The following is a 19,277-nucleotide window of genomic DNA, read 5'->3' as shown; positions in this document are numbered from 1 at the left end:
AATGACAAATCATCCATTTCGCTTTCATGTAATTTTCATAATTTTTACATTTCATCAAACATTTTCTAAAATTATGTCCTTATCAATCAAAACACTGAAAAATAAAAGAACTTGCTGCCCTTCTAAATAAATGTTGCAAGACGCAGTTTTTCAGTTGCCTTTCAAAGAAACCAAGCGTTCCTTTTCACACAAAAAGAAGAGACCGGAACATCAAAATGTCCTGATCTCTTAAAAGTCAATAAACGGTGTTCCAAAAGCAACTCTCTCAAAAATAAGCCAAAGAATCTCGAAAATATGGAAAGCTATTTTCGGATTCTTTGGCTTATTTCTCGGAGCTGGACGCTTTTGTCACAACCTCGTCTTGTTATTTAAAATTATTTAGTCTTCTATTACCTACTTGCTTTCAAGCCAAACGCCAACCTCTGCCAATGCATCGGCAATTCCGGCTGGATTTTTACCACCGGCTTGTGCCATATCAGGACGACCGCCACCGCCGCCGCCTACTTTTGGTGCAATGACTTTAATTAAATCTCCGGCCTTCAAACCTGATTCATTCGCTTTTGATGACATAGCTGTCAATAAGCTAACTTTTTCATCTTGAGCTGTTGCCAACACTAAAATATCAGATAGTTCTTTTTGCTTCCATTGATCGGCAAGCTGACGAAGCTGGTTCATATCCTTTACATTTACTTTCGCTGCAATGTAGCTATGACCGTTAACTTCCTTAATATCTTTGAAAATATCTCCTGCTTGTTGGTTTGCCAGTTTTCCTGCCAGCTGTTCGTTTTCTCTTTGTAATTGACGAAGCTGCTGTTGCAGTTGCTCCGTTTTAGAAACAACTTCCTTCAGCTGAGGAGATTTAACGATTCCCGCAATTGTTTTCAATTGCTTCTCTTCTTCGTTCATCAGCTCATAGGCTTCTTTACTTGTCACAGCTTCAATCCGGCGAACACCGGCCCCTATTCCTGACTCAGAAACAATTTTGAAGATACCGATATCTTCGGTATTTTTCACATGTGTCCCACCACAAAGCTCGATAGAATAGCCACCGATATTGACTACTCGGACTTCTCTACCATACTTTTCACCAAACAGAGCCATGGCGCCCATATTTTTCGCTGTATCAATATCCGTTTCAATTGTTTCAACAGGAATAGCTTCCCATATTTTTTCATTAACAATGGCTTCCATCTGAACCAATTCTTCCGCTGTTACTTGGCCAAAATGTGTGAAGTCAAAGCGTAGGTGTCCAGGTGCCACAAGTGATCCTGCCTGATTGGCATGATCGCCTAAGATGTCCTTCAATGCACGATGCAGCAAATGAGTCGCTGTATGGTTTTTCAAAATACGATTACGCATTTTTTCGTTGACCTTCAGCTGATAGCTGCTACCTTCTGTCAGCAAACCGATTACTTCAACAGTATGGAGGAACTGTCCGTTTGGAGCCTTCACAACATTTACAACATTCCCTACTACTGTTCCATCTGCTGCTTCAATCGTCCCATGGTCAGCAACCTGTCCACCCATTTCTGCATAGAATGGTGTTTCAGCAAAAATGACCTGAGCAGTTCCCTCTGAGACAGAATCAATAATCTCTTCATCCTGTAAGATGATTAATAATTTACTTTCAGCTGCCAGCTCTGTATAGCCGACAAACTTACTGTCTACCTTAATATCTGTCAAAACAGCAGATTGAACTCCCATTGAAGATTCAGTATTACGGGCCGCACGAGCACGCTCACGCTGAGCATTCATTTCTATTTCGAAGCCGGCATGATCCACTTTTAAGCCTGCATCCTCAGCAACTTCTTCAGTTAACTCTACAGGGAATCCATACGTGTCGTACAGCTTGAAGATATCTTTTCCGTTTAGTGTATCTTCCCCTGAAGCTTTGACCTGTTCAATCACTTGATTTAAAATTTCCAGACCTTCATTGATTGTTTCATGGAAACGCTGCTCTTCATTATGAACAACTTTTTCAATAAATTCTTTCTTTTGCAGAACTTCCGGATAATAGCTGACCATGATTTCACCAACTACAGGAACCAGTTCATACAAGAAGGATTTATCGATTCCCAGCTTTTTGCCATGCATAACTGCGCGACGCAATAGACGACGAAGGACATATCCGCGTCCTTCATTAGAAGGTACGGCACCATCTCCAATCGCAAATGACAATGCACGGATATGATCTGCGATAACTTTAAAGGAAATATCCGTTTGAGGATTTTCTCCGTATTTTACTTGTTTGCTTAACTTTTCAACTTCACCGATGATTGGCATAAATAAATCTGTCTCGAAGTTAGTTGGTGCATCTTGAATGATAGAGACCATTCTTTCCAGTCCCATTCCCGTATCAATATTTTTATGAGGAAGCGGTTCGTAAGAGCCATCTGCCTGATGATTAAATTCTGAGAATACCAGATTCCAGATTTCCAGATAACGCTCATTTTCTCCGCCAGGGAAGTTCTCCGGATCATCCTCCGGAATATCTAAGAATGCTTCTCCACGATCATAGAAAATTTCTGAGTCAGGTCCACAAGGTCCCGCACCAATATCCCAGAAATTATCTTCTACATCAACAATGTGTTCATCTGAAAGACCAATCTCTTCACGCCAGATTTTTTTTGCTTCGGTATCCTTTGGATAAACAGTCACATATAGTTTTTCCGGATCAAAACCAATCCATTCCGGTGAAGTTAGAAACTCCCATGCCCAATGGATTGCTTCTTTTTTGAAGTAATCCCCAATCGAGAAATTCCCCATCATTTCAAACATTGTATGGTGACGCGCTGTTTTTCCGACGTTCTCAATATCATTTGTACGAATTGATTTCTGTGCATTAGTGATTCTTGGATTTTCAGGGACAACAGAACCATCAAAATATTTTTTTAATGTTGCTACGCCTGAATTAATCCATAATAATGTTGGATCATTTACTGGAACAAGTGAAGCACTTGGTTCAATTGAATGCCCTTTGCTCTTGAAAAAATCTAAAAACATCTGACGGACTTGACTACTGGATAATTGTTTCATCTTTTCTATTCCTGCTTTCTTCAATTAATTTCTTTTGCTGCAGCGATGCTCTGAATGACCACGATTCCGTAAACAGTGACAGGCTCCTTTTTCGTTAAACCTAGAGCGCCAATTCTGAATATACTTACGGTAATCCCGAAAGAGCATACAAAAACACCATCGCAGTCAAGGACGATTGTTCGCGGTACCACCTTGATTGCAATGATGTTTATCATTACCTCTTAAGCTCGTTAACGCTGAGTTGCGTCAGCATTTCTGCTGAAGTTTTGCTAAAGGGAGCCAAATCAACCCTGTATTGTTCTTCTCTCAGCAATAAAGAACTTTCTGTAAATACATCAGATTAAAAAGATATCCTTTAGATTTCTTCTCAAAGTATAAGGAAAATACATGAGAATGTCAACTACTGACTTCATCAAAGCGAGACAATTACTGCTTTTCTATACAAATAGATATCAGGGCTTAGTATCTGATCCTTAGAAAGTGTATGACGTGTCTGATAGTAAGTAGATAGCGGAAGCATATTCTCAATCAACGATCGCTGAGGTCGTTGTCGTTCCAGCTTAACGATCTGCTCGTTGTCTGTCAGCTCATACCTGTTTTGGTGCGTATCAACGACGACACCAAACATATTAGGACCATTTATTTTATCAAGAATCTGGCGACCGGAGGCTTTGGGCGGCAGCAATAACTCATTTCCCCAGCGAAAAAGTCTTCTTGTTCCTGCACCCACAGCAAATTCCCATTGGTCCTCTGATAAAAGAGTAAAGCCCTTCTGCCCAATTCTTTTTCTTAATTGGCTATGTGTCTGTTCACGTGAAGAGTAGACCAAATACGCATCAGTCGTCGGAACAAACTCTAAGTAGTAGCTGTTTCGCTTATGAACGGACTTAGGAAATTCCCAAAAAATACTTTCTACAGCAGATAAGGGTGGAAATAAAGCTGCTGTAATTTCCTCTTCATAGGGAAGAAACTTATCAACTTCTCCTTTGAAGGTCCCTGTGACTGTGTCCATGATTCCTAATATCTCAGTTCCTGCCGGTAGTGCATATTTTTGAACCAGCATTGCCGGGATTTTCATCCGCCTTAATTCGCTGGTATGATCGTTGATGTATAGACTGATGCCCTCAAGAGAACTAAAATCATAAGAATCTTCTGCTTCAATCCAATCTGCCGCTTCCCCCAGCGTTTCTTGATTGAGCGTTGTTTTAAAGGTTCTTTCCTCTGTTTCCAACAAGTCAAAACCAAGCAGTTCATGACTTCTTAAGCCTTCGGTTCCAAGGTCCCAGCCCAGAATTGCCTCTTGATTTCCGGGAATAAATACAAATGTTTCGCCATCTAGCTCTAGTTCGAAGGTTCGGCATTTTATTCCATATAATTCATAATCTTTCAAGCGGATGTCGCTGATTTCTATCATTGGATGTACATAATAAAGCAAAACCTGTTGAAACACAGACTTCTTAGCTTTATCAGACATTTTTTTCCAGCTGATCCAGTCTAATTGCTCCATGAACACTATAAAAGAACCTCCTCGTATTTCTTCCTCTTTTCTGTTATTATAAGTATACCACTGAATCACTATTTTATTATAAGAAACATGGAGGAAAATCATGAAACTACATTTTGGAAGTGAACGTTGGAATCAGGCTGCAGCATTTGCCCTTCGATATGAGGTATTCGTTAAGGAACAGCACATTTCAATTGAAGATGAGTTTGATAAGCTGGATACACCGGACCGTAAATATTTCGTCTTATACGAAGGCCGAGAAGTCGTTGGAACATTGCGCTATGAATTAGCAGAAGAAGGTATTGTTCAACCTGACCGCCTATGTGTTCAAGAGGACTATAGAAGAAAAGGGATGGGCAGTAAGCTGATGAAAGCTTTGGAAGACAAGGCAATTGCCGAAGGCTGCACAACTTCTACATTATCTGCTGAAATCAGTGTTGTTCCTTTTTATGAAAAACTTGGTTATGAGAAAAAATCAGGAACCTATTTGGAAGACAATATTCTTTGTGTGAAAATGTCAAAAGAATTACCTGTTTCAACTGAAGGCTAAGAGTAATACATAGAAGTATTTCTTTCATCCGACCCAATACATTGTTGACCCAATTATTAGAAGATATCCTGACATAGTTCCTTCAGCTTTAGGAACACCTCTGGCTATTTAACACGACAAAAATCCTGACAAACATGTTTGTCAGGATTTTTGTTCTATCTTTAGACTAAGAATCAAGGTTTTCTTGTTCCTTTTTCCACTCTTCATAGCGCTGCGATAACTGTTGGATATAGTAGGGAATCCGTTCAGGCGTACTGCTTAATAGCGTCAATGATTTTTTCTCTGCCTTCAACAGCTCTTCATCAACGACTGCCATAATTTTTTGCATTTCAGTTTCCAAATCATGAAGCTGGTCTAACCAGGAAAGTGATTCGGCTACTTTTTCAGGTTCTTCCGGGTAGTTTTTCTCTAAATCCTTTTGCACTTCATTTCGTATAAATGGGTAATTCTTTACATGGTCAATCTCCACATTTATTCGAGGACGCTTTTCTCCCATAATTCACCTCTGCTGTATTGGTTTATCTGCTCATGTCATGCGGTTACTAACAAACAATACTTCTCTTTCTCTTACCAGTTTAAATTATTAAGCAATTCGTAGCAAGCCGTTCTCATCATATTTTACCTTTTCATTACTTCCTACTAAGTAACCGACAGGAAATAAAATCCCGCTTTTTAATTAGTATGAAATCAGCTATACCTTTGAAACGGTCAGTTAGTAGAGAACAACTCAGCTAAGCGATTTTCAAAAAAACCAGCCTTATTCTGATTGTGTACAAGCCGTCGCTTACTCCGCTTGTTCAATCTCCTTTTCTAAATTAGTGTAGTCCAAATCAGCAGCTAAAAAATCCGATGTCTCCGGCAACTGAACAGCTAAAGAAGCAGCAGTAGAAATTTCAACCGTACCATTTTCCATGATACAATCGATAACATGTCCAGTAAAAGTGCGGGCATCATCAATGAAATGCAGGTGAAATCCTCCCTTAGCCACTCCTTGAAACAGACTTGGTGTGTATAACCCTACAATTGTCCCTGCAATTTCCTGCTTCTTAAATTCAAGCTGTGGGATATCAATCAAATGCTTATACGGCGGTGTTTGCTTTGGCATAATTCGGATGGTCATTTGCTTGAAGTGTCCATGAATTTTTACAGCCGCAAATAGATTCTTACTCTGAATATGTTCTTCTAGACCAACCTTTATTTCTGAAAGTTTTTTTTCCTCATGGAAGCTAAAATGTGTATCAGAGCTAAAATCTGTGATTGCTCCATATGGTACCTTTTCTTTTCCTGTCAATCTTACTAAACGTCCATCGGATTTTCCTTGGTAGGCAATCCCGTCAAGAATCGTCATTTCTCCATCTAGAGAATCAAGCGTTCCAATGCCAAAATTCCCATGTGCTAAAATCTCAGCTAAAGGTTTTGTCCCTTCCAGTAAGCCTTCCATCAGCATTCCTAAAGTTCCATATTGATAAATGGTTTTCACGATTTACCCCTTCTTTCTTAGTCAAATTGTTCAAGAGAAATTGACTCTCCCAGACTTTTATGTTTTCAAGCATTCGATGATTTACTCAAAATTTGTCTTCTGACTAGAAAAACACCGCCAAATTTTAATCAGCTTTATCGAAAACATCACAACTATTTCCACTAAAATGCACGATTTATAATGGCTAACATTTTAGCATGTTCCATTATTTTGAGTTAAAGATAAGTTTTCGTTCTTCAAAGCTTAAGTATTACTTAAACAACTCTCATTTTTACAAAACAGAGAGTTATTGTCGTTGATAGACTTCACTGTGTCTGGGACAGAAATAATCAGCCAACTCTTCCTAAACCTAAAATCCGAATAAACGGTGGTCCAAAAGCTGCTTCTTCGGAAATAAGGCGAATTATACTGAAAATGTGAGTAGCCATTTTCGTATAATTCGCCTTATTTCTTGAAGCAAAACACTTTTGGCCCAGCCTCAGATTATTATCTTACATTTTTTTGATCGTATCTGCGTATAGCCTATTTTCCACCCAAAAAAACCTTCAAGGAAAAATTTCCCTGAAGGCTCTCTCTATCACATCTGCTATTCTTGATTCAATTTGCGAATCAGTTCATCAATATGGTTTCCATATGCGACTGATTCATCTTTTTCAAAAATCAGCTCGGGTGTTTTATATAAGGTTAAGCGTTGGCCTAATTCCTTACGAATCAATCCCTTTGCTTTGTCTAACCCTTGCTGTGCTTTTTCGTGGTCAGAAGCCAAATCTGAAAGCAGGCTATAATAAATTTTTGCCTGCTGCAGATCACCCGTTACACGTACATCTGTAATCGTAATATCTTGGACTCTGGGGTCTCTGACACGTTTTCGTAAGATGTCATTAATCTCCCGCAAAATTTCCTGTCCAACACGACGGTCACGATAATTTGCCATTTATTTTTTCTCCTCTCAACTATGGAGCAGAGGAATTAAGCTCGTTTAATTTCTTCCATTACGAAGCCTTCGATCACATCATCAACCTTCAGGTCATTGAAGTTTTCGACCATCGCTCCACATTCAAATCCTAATTTTACTTCTTTGGCATCATCCTTAAAGCGTTTCAAGCTGGATAATACACCTTCATAGATAACGATGCCGTCACGAATAACACGAACACCGCTGTCTCTACGGATAGAGCCATCTGTTACATAACAGCCGGCAATTGTTCCGACTTTAGAAACCTTGTATAGTTCACGAACAACCATTTGTCCGGTGATTTTTTCTTCGAACTCAGGATCAAGCATCCCTTTCATCGCCGTTTCAATCTCTTCAATCGCATTGTAGATGATTCTGTGAAGACGAATGTCTACTTCTTCCTGGTCTGACTGTTGTTTTGCCTGAGGTGTCGGACGAACATTGAAACCGATGATGATTGCATTACTTGCTGCTGCAAGCGTTACATCACTTTCATTAATTGCACCAACTGCTGAATGGACAATCTTGACACGCACGCCTTCAACATCAATTTTCTGAAGGCTTGCTGCCAAGGCTTCTGCAGAACCCTGCACGTCAGCCTTGATGATAACATTTACTTCCTTCAATTCGCCCTCTTTCAAGCTTTCGAACAGGTTATCCAGTGTTACACGGCTGTTTGCAGAACGTTGTTCCAACAAAGCACGCTTCGCTCTTTCTTCCCCGGCTTGACGAGCAGTTTTTTCATCTTCCAATACAGCAAAACGATCGCCCGCTTGAGGAACATCGTTCAACCCAGTAATTTCAACTGGTGTTGCCGGTCCAGCCTCTTTATCTCTGCGGCCAATGTCATTCGTCATTACACGAACACGTCCATAGGTATTGCCGACAACGATTGGATCGCCGACTTTCAGAGTTCCTTGTTGTACCAACAATGTTGCTACAGAACCTTTCCCTTTGTCCAAACGCGCTTCGATAACTGTACCAATTGCTCTTTGTGTCGGATCAGCTTTCAAGTCTTCGATTTCTGCGACTAACAATACATTTTCCAACAACTCATCAATATTCTGGTTGAATTTCGCTGAGATATTGACAAAGATTGTATCTCCGCCCCATTCTTCCGGAATTAATTCATGCTCAGACAATGCTTGCTTCACACTATCCGGATTTGCACCGGGCTTATCGATTTTATTCACTGCAACGATGATTGGTACCTTCGCAGCTTTTGCGTGGTTGATTGCTTCAACCGTCTGAGGCATAACGCCATCATCTGCCGCTACAACTAAAATGGTGATGTCTGTGATACTTGCACCACGAGCACGCATACTTGTAAACGCCGAGTGACCCGGAGTATCCAAGAAAGTGATTGGCTTACCTTCGATTTCAATTTGATACGCACCGATATGCTGAGTGATTCCGCCTGCTTCTCCTGAAGTTACACGAGAGTTGCGCAGTGTATCAAGCAAGGTTGTTTTCCCGTGGTCAACGTGCCCCATGATTGTTACAACCGGTGGGCGTGTCACAAGATTTTCTTCTAAAATAGCTTCTTCTTCAAAGAATTTATCAATATCTGCAATATCAATCTGTACTTTTTCTTTCGGTTCAATACCATAATCTACAGCTAAAAGCTCAATTGTCTCTTTATCTAAAGATTGGTTTTGATTGACCATAACGCCCATCATAAAGAGCTTCTTGATGATTTCTGCCGGCTCACGGTAGATTTTTTTAGCGATATCTGCAACGTTCATACCTTCTGTATATTCTAATACTTCAGGCAGCTCTTTGAACTTTCTAGCTGGTACAGGAGGCTTCGTAGACTCTTGATACTTGCCCTTTTTGCCTTTTTTGTTAAATCTATTACGATTTTGGTTATTAAAGTTTCCACGATTGCGGTTCTGATTTCCACCGCCACCAAAGCTGTTATTTCTATTTTGGTTATTGTTATTGCTGCGGTTTTGATTGTTTTGACCTGTTCCAGTTCCAGTCCCGGTACCCTGACGGTTTTGACCGCCCTGCTGCCCTTGTTGGTTTGGTCTGTTTTGCTGTCCTTGCTGTGGACGATTGTTGCCTTGACCTTGGCCTTGTTGGTTTGGTCTGTTTTGTTGTCCTTGTTGCGGACGATTATTTCCTTGACCCTGACCTTGTTGGTTCGGTCTGTTTTGTTGTCCTTGCTGCGGACGGTTGTTGCCTTGACCTTGGCCTTGTTGATTTGGTCTGTTTTGTTGTCCCTGTTGCGGACGATTATTTCCTTGACCTTGGCCCTGTTGGTTTGGTCTGTTTTGTTGTCCTTGCTGCGGACGGTTGTTACCTTGACCTTGGCCTTGTTGGTTTGGTCTGCTTTGTTGTCCTTGCTGCGGACGGTTGTTGCTTTGACCCTGACCTTGTTGGTTCGGTCTGTTTTGTTGTCCTTGTTGTGGACGGTTGTTGCCTTGACTCTGACCTTGTTGGTTCGGTCTGTTTTGTTGTCCTTGTTGTGGACGGTTATTATTATTATCTCTCATATGGTTTGGTTTCTGTCCTTGCTGTTTAGTTGGCTGCTGATTTGCTGGTTTCTGTTGAGGTGCCGGGCTGGTCTTCTTGTTAAATGCAGAACGAATTTTTGTTTCGTCATCCGCGCTAATTGCTCCCATGTGATTTTTCACATCGATCCCCAGCTCATGAGCTCTAGTCACTACCTCTTTGCTTGATTGATTCATTTCTTTGGCTAATTCATATATTCTTTTTTTTCCCATGCAATCACCTTCCTAGCCTTTTGTTAATTCCTCGAATTTTCCCGCAAAGCCTCGGTCGTTTACACCCACGACCATTCGCGTTCTGCCAATCGCCTGACTAAGCTCTGACTGTAACAGCTCACTGTTACAGGAAACTTCATAATAGGAACACTTATCTTTGATTTTTTTTCGTGTATTTTCACTTGCGTCTGCAGCAACAAATACAAAAGCTGATTTGCCGCTCTGTATATCTTTCACTGTCAATTCTTCACCTGTGATTAATTTTCCAGCTCTCATCGCCAGACCAAGTAGGCTTAATGTTTTCTCTTTATTCATTTCCAAACAACTCTTTACGTGCTTTTTGATGTTCAACATATTCCAGCAGCTCTTGATAAAAGGCGTCCGTCAGTGTAGTTTCCAATACTCGATCAAGTATCTTATTCGCCTGTGACTTCTTAACTTCCTCTGGATCAAGTGCTATATAGGCGCCTCGCCCAGGCAGTTTACCAGACGGGTCAAGAGAGACTTCTCCTTCTTTAGAGCGAGTAATACGAACCAATTCTTTTTTAGGCTTCATTTCTCCTGAAACAACAGATTTGCGCATTGGAATTTTTCTTTTTTTCATTTTCAATCCCCTCCAAAACGTTATTCTTCTGTTTGCTCAGCCTCTTCCGGCTGTTCAGCATCCAACTCAGCTTCTTCGTATTCTGTCTCTTCGTAAGATGCGTCATCGTAGTCAACAGCGTTCGCTTCTACGAACTCTTCTGCATCTCCGTCCAGAAGCTCTTCTCCAGCAGCAGCTTCTGCTTGCTGAGCATAAAAGTCTTCCATCTCCGATTCCGGTTTAATGTCAATCTTAAAGTTTGTCAGCTTCGCTGCCAAACGAGCATTTTGTCCGCGTTTTCCGATGGCTAATGACAATTGGAAATCAGGAACAACAACTGTGCATGCCTTTGGATTTACAGCGTCAAAAATTACATCAACAACCTGTGCCGGATTTAATGCATTACTGATAAATACGGCTGGATCTTCATCCCACTCGACGATGTCCATATTTTCGCCCTTTAATTCATTCACGATTGCCTGTACACGTTGCCCTTTCGGTCCAACACAAGTTCCGACAGGATCGATATTTGAATCATTGGAGCGAACAGCTACCTTAGAGCGGTCTCCCGCTTCTCTGGCAATACTCACAATCTCCACGATACCATCATACACTTCCGGAATCTCTTGTTCAAACAAACGGCGTAGTAAATCCGGATGACTGCGGCTTACAAAAACCTGAGGTCCTTTAGATGTATTTTCTACTCGTGATACATAAACCTTGATTCGATCATGAGGTTGATAAAATTCATTAGGCATTTGGTCCTGTTTGGATAACACCGCTTCGATTTTACCAAGGTTGACATAAATATAGCGACGGTCCTGTCTTTCAACAATTCCCTGCATAATATCATTTTCGTATGCACTGAACTCGTCATAAATGACTGTTCTCTCAGCTTCACGAACACGTTGTAAAATAACTTGCTTTGCCGTTTGAGCAGCAATTCGTCCGAAATCCTTTGGTGTTACTTCAAAACGAATCTTATCGCCTACTTCATAAGCCATGTTAATCTCCATCGCATCCTTCAAAGATACTTCCAGCTGCGAATCCATTACTTCGTCAGTCACTTCTTTTACAGCATAAACGTGGATGTTCCCTTTTTTACCGTCAAATTCGACTTCAACATTATTCGCTTGTCCATAGTGTCTTTTATATGCGGAAACCAACGCAGCTTCCAGTGCTTCGATCACTATTTCTTTTTTTATTCCTTTTTCAGCTTCTAATGCCTCTAAAGCATTTAACATTTCTTTGCTCATTAGTTATTCTTTCCTCCTGATTTTTTAGTCAAAGCTGAACGAATCTTGCCCTTCCTTACTGAAAGACAAACCGTTAGAAGCTACTGTCTTAAAATTTTATTGCTAAACGAGCCTTTGCAATATTTTTTCGATCAATGACCATTTCTTTTGTTCTTGTTTTGATTCTCACTGTTAATGTAACAGTTTCTTTATCAAAGCTTTCCAATGTTCCTTCAATCTGCTTCTCACCATCTATTGCTTGATAGAAAGAAAGGTTGATATATTCTCCTACAGCCTTTTCGTAGTCTGATTCCTTCTTCAATGGACGTTCTGCCCCCGGAGAAGAGACCTCGAGAAAATAAGCCTGTGGAATCGGATCTGATTCAATGGCATCCAGTCGTTCACTCAACTGTTCACTGACAAATGCACATTCTTCAATATCAATACCGCCTGTTTTATCAATAAACACGCGTAAAAACCAGTTCTTCCCTTCCTTGACAAACTCTATATCTACAAGTTCAAAATTCTGCTCTTTCAAGATCGGTGTGACTAACTCCGTAACAGTTTCCACGACACTACTCAAAATTTTCGCCTCCTTCGAGATTAGATGTAACGTACCATTGGCAACTCAAGGCTCCTGATAAATGCCATTAAAAAGAGTGAGCAGAAACCCGCTCACTCACAATCAGTATCATTACTTGTGCATAGTTTACCATAAATAGGAAGAAAGTTCAAATAGACAAATTCTTTATGTTCTCTTACAGGCAGACAGATACAAGACTGCCAAAGATTTAGTTGCCCTTCCTCTGTTATTAATCCTCTGAGCTCTCCATTGGCTTCGTGAACAAATGATTAACAGAAAACGCTTCTTCCACAAACCCCAGCTTTTTATAAAGAGAACCTGCCATTCCCTCAACATGCGTTGTCAAACCAACGCCCAAGGCTTTCTTTTGGCGTTCCTGAACAGCTGTTTTAATCAAAGAGCCTGCAATGCCTCGTTTTCGATAGGCTTCATCTACATAGACATTTTCTATTTTATAGTAGTCCGACAGCTCGTATACATCAATACTTCCGACAACCTTGCCTTCTGACACAGCTATATAAAATGCTGCTGGAGGGAGCTGGTACAGCCAACGAATCAACTTATTTTTTTCTTCTGCAAAACTCAAGGAGATTCGCTTTGCATCATTAAAGGAGAACTCACAATACAACTGCAAGTCCTGCTCTGTCTCCACTTTTCGATAAGCCACTTCTGTCTGAGCTTGATTTAGTGCCTGATAATCTGCCAAGGATAAATAAACAAGCTCCTCCTCTGCATAGTCATAGCCTTCAAATGCAGGTGCGGGCCACTCTGCTTGTTTTTTTGTTGGAAAAATTCGTCCGAACAGTTTTAGAAAGCCTTGCTCTGCCGCTTGACCTTTCATAAAAGCCGGAAGCTCAGATGCCAAAAGCGGTGCTTTCATATAAAAAAAGTTATGATCGTACATTTGCGGAACTAACGAGTTACTGTATTCAATAACCTCCGTTGATTCTCTTTTGGGATTAACCAAGCCATAATAATACAACTCGTTTTTTTCAATTATTTTCGCATTCATCTATTAGCCAACTTTCTTCTTTTCCATCTTTTTCCTTTATATTACCTGTTCCCTTATTAAAAACCAAGATTAATTTCAGCTGACGCTTTTCTTTTGTTCGATTTTCTTTTACCATAGAAGAAATGAAAGCGAGGAAAAAGAATGGCTAATCAAGTAATCAAAGTATCAAAAGATACTCTAAATAAAATGAAGCAAACCTATCAAAAAAATATTCTGAATAAGGTCGTCCCTTATACGCACTTCGTTGCAAAAGTCGGAGCCACGACCATTACCGCCTATACTTCTGGGAAAGTGATGTTTCAAGGTGCCGATGCAGAAAGAGAGGCTGCTAAATGGGGTGCTGCTCTTTCTCCAAAAACAAGTACCAAGTCCAAAAAAAACAGTCCTTCACTTCCAGCCGGTTTTGCTCAGCGTTCCGCTATCGGCAGTGATGAGGTTGGAAACGGCAGTTATTTTGGTCCCGTCACCGTTTGTGCTGCGTATGTTGAAAAGGACATGATTTCTAAGCTGCAGGCTTTAGGTGTAAAAGACTCCAAAGAACTGACTGATGACCAAATCGTCAAGCTGTCAAAAGTCATCAAAGAGCTGATTCCCTATCGCTTATTGGTTATGGAACCAAAAAAATACAATGAAATTCAACCAAAGTATAATGCAGTCCATATGAAAGTGGCTCTGCATAATCAAGCGATCTTTCTGCTTTTAAGAGACTTGGACCCAATTAAACCGGAGGGCATACTCATTGACCAGTTCACACCGGAGGGCAATTATCGGAAGTATGTACGAGCAGAAAAAAATCAGGTCATGGAAAAACTATACTTTGTTACCAAGGGAGAGCAATATCATATCGCAGTCGCTGCTGCATCAATCATTTGTCGCGCTGCTTTCTTGGAGGAGCTGACAAAGGAGAGCCAAGAATTGGGCTATACAGTTCCTTCCGGAGCAGGTGCCAAGTCAGATCAAGTTGCAGCTCGTATTTTGAAACAAGGCGGCCTCTCCCTTTTAGAGAATTATGCCAAGCTTCACTTTGCCAATACTGCTAAGGCACAAAAGATTGCTGAGAAGGGATAAGACCCTCTTATACAAAAAGCTTTGACTGATAAAAATCACTATACAGGGAGGAATCAATAATGGAATTAAGAGAAGCACAGTTATCAGATGCCGGAGCATTGCATTTTATTAATCAAACATCATTAGGCTATGATTATCCACTAGCACAGACAAAAGAACAGCTGGCGGACTTGCTTGAACAAGCTGACAACAAATTGATTGTATGCAGCATTGATAATCAGGTATGCGGCTATATTCATGGCGCGATTTACCAAACACTTTACGCACCAAAAATGATTAATATTTTAGCTCTCTCGGTCGACAATGACTTCCATGGCAAAGGCTGTGGAAAAGCGCTGATGACAGCGATGGAAAAGTGGACCCTTGATGTTGAAGCTGAAGGTATCCGCTTAAGTTCAGGGGAAAACCGAACCGCTGCTCATCGCTTCTATGAACATATCGGCTTCACGAAACGAAAAAATCAAGCGAACTATTATAAAATACTTCAATGATTCAACTGTCTACAGGAATACACAAAACATAGCTTCTTTACTAACAAACAGACGCTCTTTGAAAGGATGATTGATTTGAACAAGCAAGAGATAGTAAACAGAAGTATCGATTATATTTTGCTTAATCTTGAAAAAAACATTACAATCGATGACTTATCAAATCAGCTCCATATTTCAAAATACTACTTCTGCAGAATTTTCAAAGAGATGACCGGAGAGAGTGTTTATGCCTTTATTAAACGATTCAAAATGGAACAAAGTGCCATAGAACTCAAAATCAACGAGAAACAACTGCTTTCAGAGATTGGCTTAAATTATGGTTACAGCTCTACAAATTTTAGCTCTGTCTTCAAACAACATTACCACTCTTCTCCATCGGACTATAGAAAATTAGCTGGTCGCTTAAGTACAGTGAACCCCTTTTATCCGGAAATCACTGAATGCTTTGACTCTTATGAATCGTTTGACAGTAAGGTTCAAATCAAGGAGCTTGACAGCTTCTATGTAGTATATGAACGGACGCTGGGAAACTATGCTGATATAAAAGAAAAATGGCAGCAGTTTATCGATAAAAATGAAGGCGATTTGAATGAAGAAAACCTTTTAATAGAAAGATTCTATAGTGATCCTTCCTCCACCACCCTTCATAATAATGTTTGCGATTTATGTATACCCATTGTCGAAGCTGAGTCTTTTGAGGAAAATTTTGACGTAATAACCGGCGGAAAATATGCTGTTTATTCCTTTAGTGGAAGTGTTCAAGATATTTTTAGAGAAATCCAAGGCTTGTTCAGTATTTGGCTACCTAAAAGTCCCTATCAAATGACCGAAAAATATGGATTAACGATTTACCGAAGAGCCGATTTTGAAAATGACCGTGTCGCGATAGATGTTTGTATCCCTATTAAATAAGGCAAGAATTCAGAAGTTTATAAAAAGACTTTTTTCTATAATAAAGATGATTCAAGACAGAAGATTCTTTATTAGAAAATAGTCTTTTTTCTTATCTTATCTATTAAGGAGGTAGCTTGTATGAAGACTGTCCGCGTAGTTCCGCCTTACCTCATTCGATACTAATTCAATGACAACTAAAGGAGCACGATTATGCCAAAAATGAAGACACACAGCGGCTTAAAGAAAAGAGTTAAAGTCTCTAAAAGCGGCGATATTAAAAGGAAAGCCAAGAGCACAAAGGGCTCAACCCGCCTTGCGAAGGCTGACCTTCATACCGTTAAAAAGGCGATTCATTAGAAAATCTGTACCTATTTATCGAATAAAAAATCGGATGGCCCGCTGAGCCATCCGGTTTCTATTATTCCTTTATCATACAATCGCAACAACTGCCAGTATCACATACATCTGGTCAATGACATTCATCATTTTCTGGACATCTTTCGCTAATGGGCTGTGCTTCAATTCTTTCAAATCTTCTTTCATTACTTTCTGGTCGTACTTAGATAGGTATTGTGCCAAGGCATTGGATTTTTGCAGCAACAACACTAATGTTAATTGATCTAGGTGTCCATCGATATTATCAAAAGCACCCTTCAATGAATCTATAATCTCTCCCACTTTGGCTTCATCAGCAAACCAGCTGACTTTTTCACCTAGAAGCCCGCTTTCCTGTTTCTTTTGAATGACGCCTTTCTCCTCTAACCTCTGCCGAATATTTTGTATCAGCAAATTCAGCTCTCTATCAAGGAAGGTCCCGCCATACGCATCAGCAATTTTTTCAAGTGTTCGTTTTTTCATCTCGTATATTTTTGCAGCCAATGGTGCCAGACTTTGGTAGTTTTCCGGTATTTCTGTCTCTAAAAGAACGACTTGGCTTTCTTCGATTTTGAGTATCCCTGCATTCTGTAAATCTAGCAGACCTGCCATGACTAGGCTGATTTTTCCATAATCATTAAGGGCACCGATAGTCCCTTTCTTGTTCATCATCAATAAGAAAAACTGTTCACTAATCGTTAAATTTTCCATCGTCATCACTCCTCTATTTGACTATAATCATAACAGCTGATTGATCGAAAATTAAAAAACAGAAAAAATCTATTCAAAAAATGCTTTTTCGACGTGCCATCTTTGATAAACTATAAAAGAATGAAACTATAGTTTCAAAATGAAAGGGGTGGGATTACTTGGAATCCACAGGGAAAATATTCAAAAAAATCCGAGAGGAAAAAAATCTGTCTGTCAAAGAAACAGCGGCAGATATCGTCACGACGCAATTCTTAGGCAAATATGAAAGTGGCAATAGTGACATTCGCTTTACCAACCTTTTACAACTACTATCAAGAATGAACGTGACGACGGAAGAATTTCTGGCGCACATTACCGATAATATGGACACCTGGTTAATGAAAGTTGAACAGGAGTTGGACTATGCTTTTAATGCTGGAAACTCTTTCCTGATGAAAAAGTTCATTGAAAAACAGGAAACTGAATACGCGGAAACAAAGGATAGTAAATATAAATATGTTGCGGATATAGGAAAAAAATACTACAATTACCTGTTTTTCCAGCTTTATACAGTTGATCTCACTGAAATTAAAGAGTATCTGCGCCAAACAGAACAATGGGGAAAATTTGAATTATTCTTACTGACCTATTCCGGTAGTCTGTTCGAAGTAGAAGAAATGTTTCTCTATGGAAAGCTGCTGCTAAAGCGTAATTCCGTTTCAATCACGATTAACCAATGGCGTTGTGACGCAGTCTTACATATTATTTTGGAATTATTGAGGCAAAGTGAGCTGCAAAAAGCGGATAGTCTGCTTAATACCTATCTCAGTAAACTAACTGGCGATAGAGAATTCTACTACATTCACTATGACTTGTTTGCCCGTTTTGTCCACGGCTTGCTTCTTATCAGAAAGAGCGATTCGGCGGGAGCAAAAGAGTGTCAGAAAATTATTGAAATCTTCTCTGACACATTGGGCTATACAGATTATGCGAATCGATTGAATACACTTTTCGATTATCACCAATCGGTTTAATCTTAGTTAACAGCTTACAAAGAGGTTGGGCCAAAAGTTTTTTGCTTCAAGAAATAAGGCGAATGATACGAAAATGGCTACTCACATTTTCAGTATCATTCGCCTTATTTCCGAAGAAGCAGCTTTTGGACCACCGTTTATTCGGATTTTAGGTGTAAAAAGAGTTGGATGTTTATTTCTGTCCCATACACTTTTTGATAATTCAATTTATTTTTGTAGGCTGTAAACCCAGCTACTCCTCTGCAAATACTATTCCACTCTAAAGCAAGCCAGTCAGCTCATATCATTCAACTACAGATTCCTTTAATGACTATTGTCCTCCATCACAACAACAATTTGAGAGACGATGCCATTCTCTGCTCTTTTTATATAGAGTTTTTTGCCTATTACTTTTTCTTTCTCAGCTGCTTCCAAAGTATCATATAGGACGGTTGTGTCATCCGTTTGTTGTAAGACCTCCGAAAGCTTAACTGAAAAGTCCTTTTCAGGAATATTGTATACGCCACTCAATTGAGAAATCAGCTTCTTCAAATCTTTTCCGTTAAATTCTCCAGTAGAGGTTACGTTTTTCACTTCAATTACTTCTCGTGAAGCATACGCCAGTTTCTCTTCTTCATTATAAGTATATATCGTCTGAGTTTGAACATATAATGGGTAATAGCCTTCACTCGTCTTAAAAGTCCAATACTCCCCATAATTTGTTTCCTTCTTATTTGAGGAAATAGTATATTGGATTGACTCGACCCAGCATTTGTCGGTTTCTGCCAACTGATCCATTAAGACCTCTGAAGCAGATGTCAAGGTTTCTGTATATGCCAGCTGTAATTTATCTGTAAGCAGCTCTTCTGCTTCTTCTTTACTCAGTTCGTCAAACGAATAATTGTAAAAGCTTGATTCTCTTGATTTTGACCAGCTGATTTTTTGGTCTTCCGGTGTTAAATTATTGGCATTTGTTTCTGATTTATCGCAAGCCGCCAGTAGTAGACTGCAGCATAAAAATGCAAAGAGCAGCTTCGCAGTTATTTTCTTCTCACAAAAAATCATTCAACTCACCTCAT

At 39.8% G+C, this 19,277-nt stretch carries 20 protein-coding genes; 6 read left to right on the top strand and 14 right to left on the bottom strand.

Annotated elements, in window-relative coordinates; translation table 11 throughout:
• Positions 1–393 precede the first annotated feature (393 nt).
• The 3 genes from alaS to IW510_RS10970 all read right to left on the bottom strand — a co-directional run bounded on the left by alaS (position 394) and on the right by IW510_RS10970 (position 4,543).
• Positions 394–3,036 (bottom strand): alanine--tRNA ligase, encoded by a 2,643-nt coding sequence (gene alaS, locus IW510_RS10980; protein WP_202059546.1) that lies wholly within the window; start codon positions 3,034–3,036, stop codon positions 394–396.
• Positions 3,037–3,056: 20 nt separating this feature from the next.
• Positions 3,057–3,251, bottom strand: a complete 195-nt coding sequence (locus IW510_RS10975) for a hypothetical protein (protein WP_202059544.1) — start codon at positions 3,249–3,251, stop codon at positions 3,057–3,059.
• Positions 3,252–3,448: 197 nt separating this feature from the next.
• Positions 3,449–4,543 (bottom strand): DUF7278 family profilin-like fold-containing protein, encoded by a 1,095-nt coding sequence (locus IW510_RS10970; protein WP_236674706.1) that lies wholly within the window; start codon positions 4,541–4,543, stop codon positions 3,449–3,451.
• Between the two features lie 100 nt (positions 4,544–4,643).
• Between IW510_RS10970 and IW510_RS10965 the strand changes: the two genes are divergently transcribed.
• Entirely contained in the window at positions 4,644–5,090 is a 447-nt protein-coding gene (locus IW510_RS10965; protein WP_202059542.1) for a GNAT family N-acetyltransferase, read from the top strand.
• Between the two features lie 166 nt (positions 5,091–5,256).
• Here the strand turns inward: IW510_RS10965 and IW510_RS10960 are convergent, their stop codons facing one another.
• From IW510_RS10960 to IW510_RS10920, 9 genes are all read right to left on the bottom strand, one after another.
• A complete protein-coding gene (locus tag IW510_RS10960; protein ID WP_202059540.1) occupies positions 5,257–5,586 on the bottom strand; it encodes a hypothetical protein in 330 nt (109 codons plus the stop codon).
• Between the two features lie 288 nt (positions 5,587–5,874).
• Positions 5,875–6,570, bottom strand: coding sequence for an acetolactate decarboxylase (gene budA, locus IW510_RS10955; protein WP_442896414.1), 696 nt, complete (start codon positions 6,568–6,570; stop codon positions 5,875–5,877).
• A 586-nt stretch (positions 6,571–7,156) separates the two neighbouring features.
• Complete coding sequence (rbfA, locus tag IW510_RS10950; protein WP_202059538.1) at positions 7,157–7,504, bottom strand: 30S ribosome-binding factor RbfA; 348 nt, start codon at positions 7,502–7,504, stop codon at positions 7,157–7,159.
• Between the two features lie 35 nt (positions 7,505–7,539).
• Positions 7,540–10,254, bottom strand: a complete 2,715-nt coding sequence (infB, locus tag IW510_RS10945) for a translation initiation factor IF-2 (RefSeq protein ID WP_202059536.1) — start codon at positions 10,252–10,254, stop codon at positions 7,540–7,542.
• A gap of 12 nt (positions 10,255–10,266) precedes the next feature.
• A complete protein-coding gene (locus IW510_RS10940) occupies positions 10,267–10,569 on the bottom strand; it encodes a YlxQ-related RNA-binding protein (RefSeq protein WP_202059534.1) in 303 nt (100 codons plus the stop codon).
• Positions 10,562–10,858: an RNase P modulator RnpM gene (rnpM, locus tag IW510_RS10935; RefSeq protein WP_202059532.1), complete on the bottom strand. Its 297-nt coding sequence runs from the start codon at positions 10,856–10,858 to the stop codon at positions 10,562–10,564. Before rnpM ends, IW510_RS10940 begins: the two co-directional genes overlap by 8 nt.
• A gap of 20 nt (positions 10,859–10,878) precedes the next feature.
• Complete coding sequence (nusA, locus tag IW510_RS10930) at positions 10,879–12,093, bottom strand: transcription termination factor NusA (RefSeq protein ID WP_202059530.1); 1,215 nt, start codon at positions 12,091–12,093, stop codon at positions 10,879–10,881.
• A gap of 88 nt (positions 12,094–12,181) precedes the next feature.
• Entirely contained in the window at positions 12,182–12,655 is a 474-nt protein-coding gene (gene rimP / locus IW510_RS10925) for a ribosome maturation factor RimP (protein ID WP_202059528.1), read from the bottom strand.
• 229 nt (positions 12,656–12,884) lie between these two features.
• Positions 12,885–13,667 (bottom strand): GNAT family N-acetyltransferase, encoded by a 783-nt coding sequence (locus IW510_RS10920; RefSeq protein ID WP_202059526.1) that lies wholly within the window; start codon positions 13,665–13,667, stop codon positions 12,885–12,887.
• A gap of 141 nt (positions 13,668–13,808) precedes the next feature.
• Here IW510_RS10920 and rnhC point away from each other — a divergent pair, with 141 nt between their 5' ends.
• From rnhC to IW510_RS10900, 4 genes are all read left to right on the top strand, one after another.
• A complete protein-coding gene (gene rnhC / locus IW510_RS10915) occupies positions 13,809–14,735 on the top strand; it encodes a ribonuclease HIII (RefSeq protein ID WP_202059524.1) in 927 nt (308 codons plus the stop codon).
• Positions 14,736–14,794: 59 nt separating this feature from the next.
• On the top strand, positions 14,795–15,226 hold the full coding sequence (locus tag IW510_RS10910) for a GNAT family N-acetyltransferase (RefSeq protein WP_202059522.1): 432 nt from the start codon (positions 14,795–14,797) through the stop codon (positions 15,224–15,226).
• A 75-nt stretch (positions 15,227–15,301) separates the two neighbouring features.
• Positions 15,302–16,138: an AraC family transcriptional regulator gene (locus tag IW510_RS10905; RefSeq protein ID WP_202059520.1), complete on the top strand. Its 837-nt coding sequence runs from the start codon at positions 15,302–15,304 to the stop codon at positions 16,136–16,138.
• A gap of 192 nt (positions 16,139–16,330) precedes the next feature.
• Positions 16,331–16,477: a 50S ribosomal protein L35 gene (locus tag IW510_RS10900; protein WP_202059518.1), complete on the top strand. Its 147-nt coding sequence runs from the start codon at positions 16,331–16,333 to the stop codon at positions 16,475–16,477.
• A 72-nt stretch (positions 16,478–16,549) separates the two neighbouring features.
• On the opposite strand, the gene IW510_RS10895 is transcribed toward IW510_RS10900, so the two are convergent.
• A complete protein-coding gene (locus IW510_RS10895) occupies positions 16,550–17,206 on the bottom strand; it encodes a GPP34 family phosphoprotein (protein ID WP_202059516.1) in 657 nt (218 codons plus the stop codon).
• A gap of 158 nt (positions 17,207–17,364) precedes the next feature.
• Here IW510_RS10895 and IW510_RS10890 point away from each other — a divergent pair, with 158 nt between their 5' ends.
• The gene (locus IW510_RS10890; protein ID WP_202059514.1) at positions 17,365–18,219 is read left to right on the top strand and encodes an Rgg/GadR/MutR family transcriptional regulator; all 855 of its coding nucleotides are present in this window, start codon (positions 17,365–17,367) and stop codon (positions 18,217–18,219) included.
• Between the two features lie 303 nt (positions 18,220–18,522).
• Here IW510_RS10890 and IW510_RS10885 read toward each other — a convergent pair whose 3' ends face one another.
• Positions 18,523–19,263 carry a hypothetical protein gene (locus tag IW510_RS10885; protein WP_202059512.1) on the bottom strand — a complete coding sequence of 247 codons (741 nt, stop codon included), beginning with the start codon at positions 19,261–19,263 and terminating at the stop codon, positions 18,523–18,525.
• Between the last annotated feature and the right edge of the window lie 14 nt (positions 19,264–19,277).

This window comes from Enterococcus sp. BWR-S5, from assembly GCF_016745255.1.
Classification (GTDB): Bacteria; Bacillota; Bacilli; order Lactobacillales; family Enterococcaceae; genus Enterococcus_L.
Note: the sequence above shows the minus strand (reverse complement) of the source record. Positions and strands in the feature narration are given on the sequence as shown.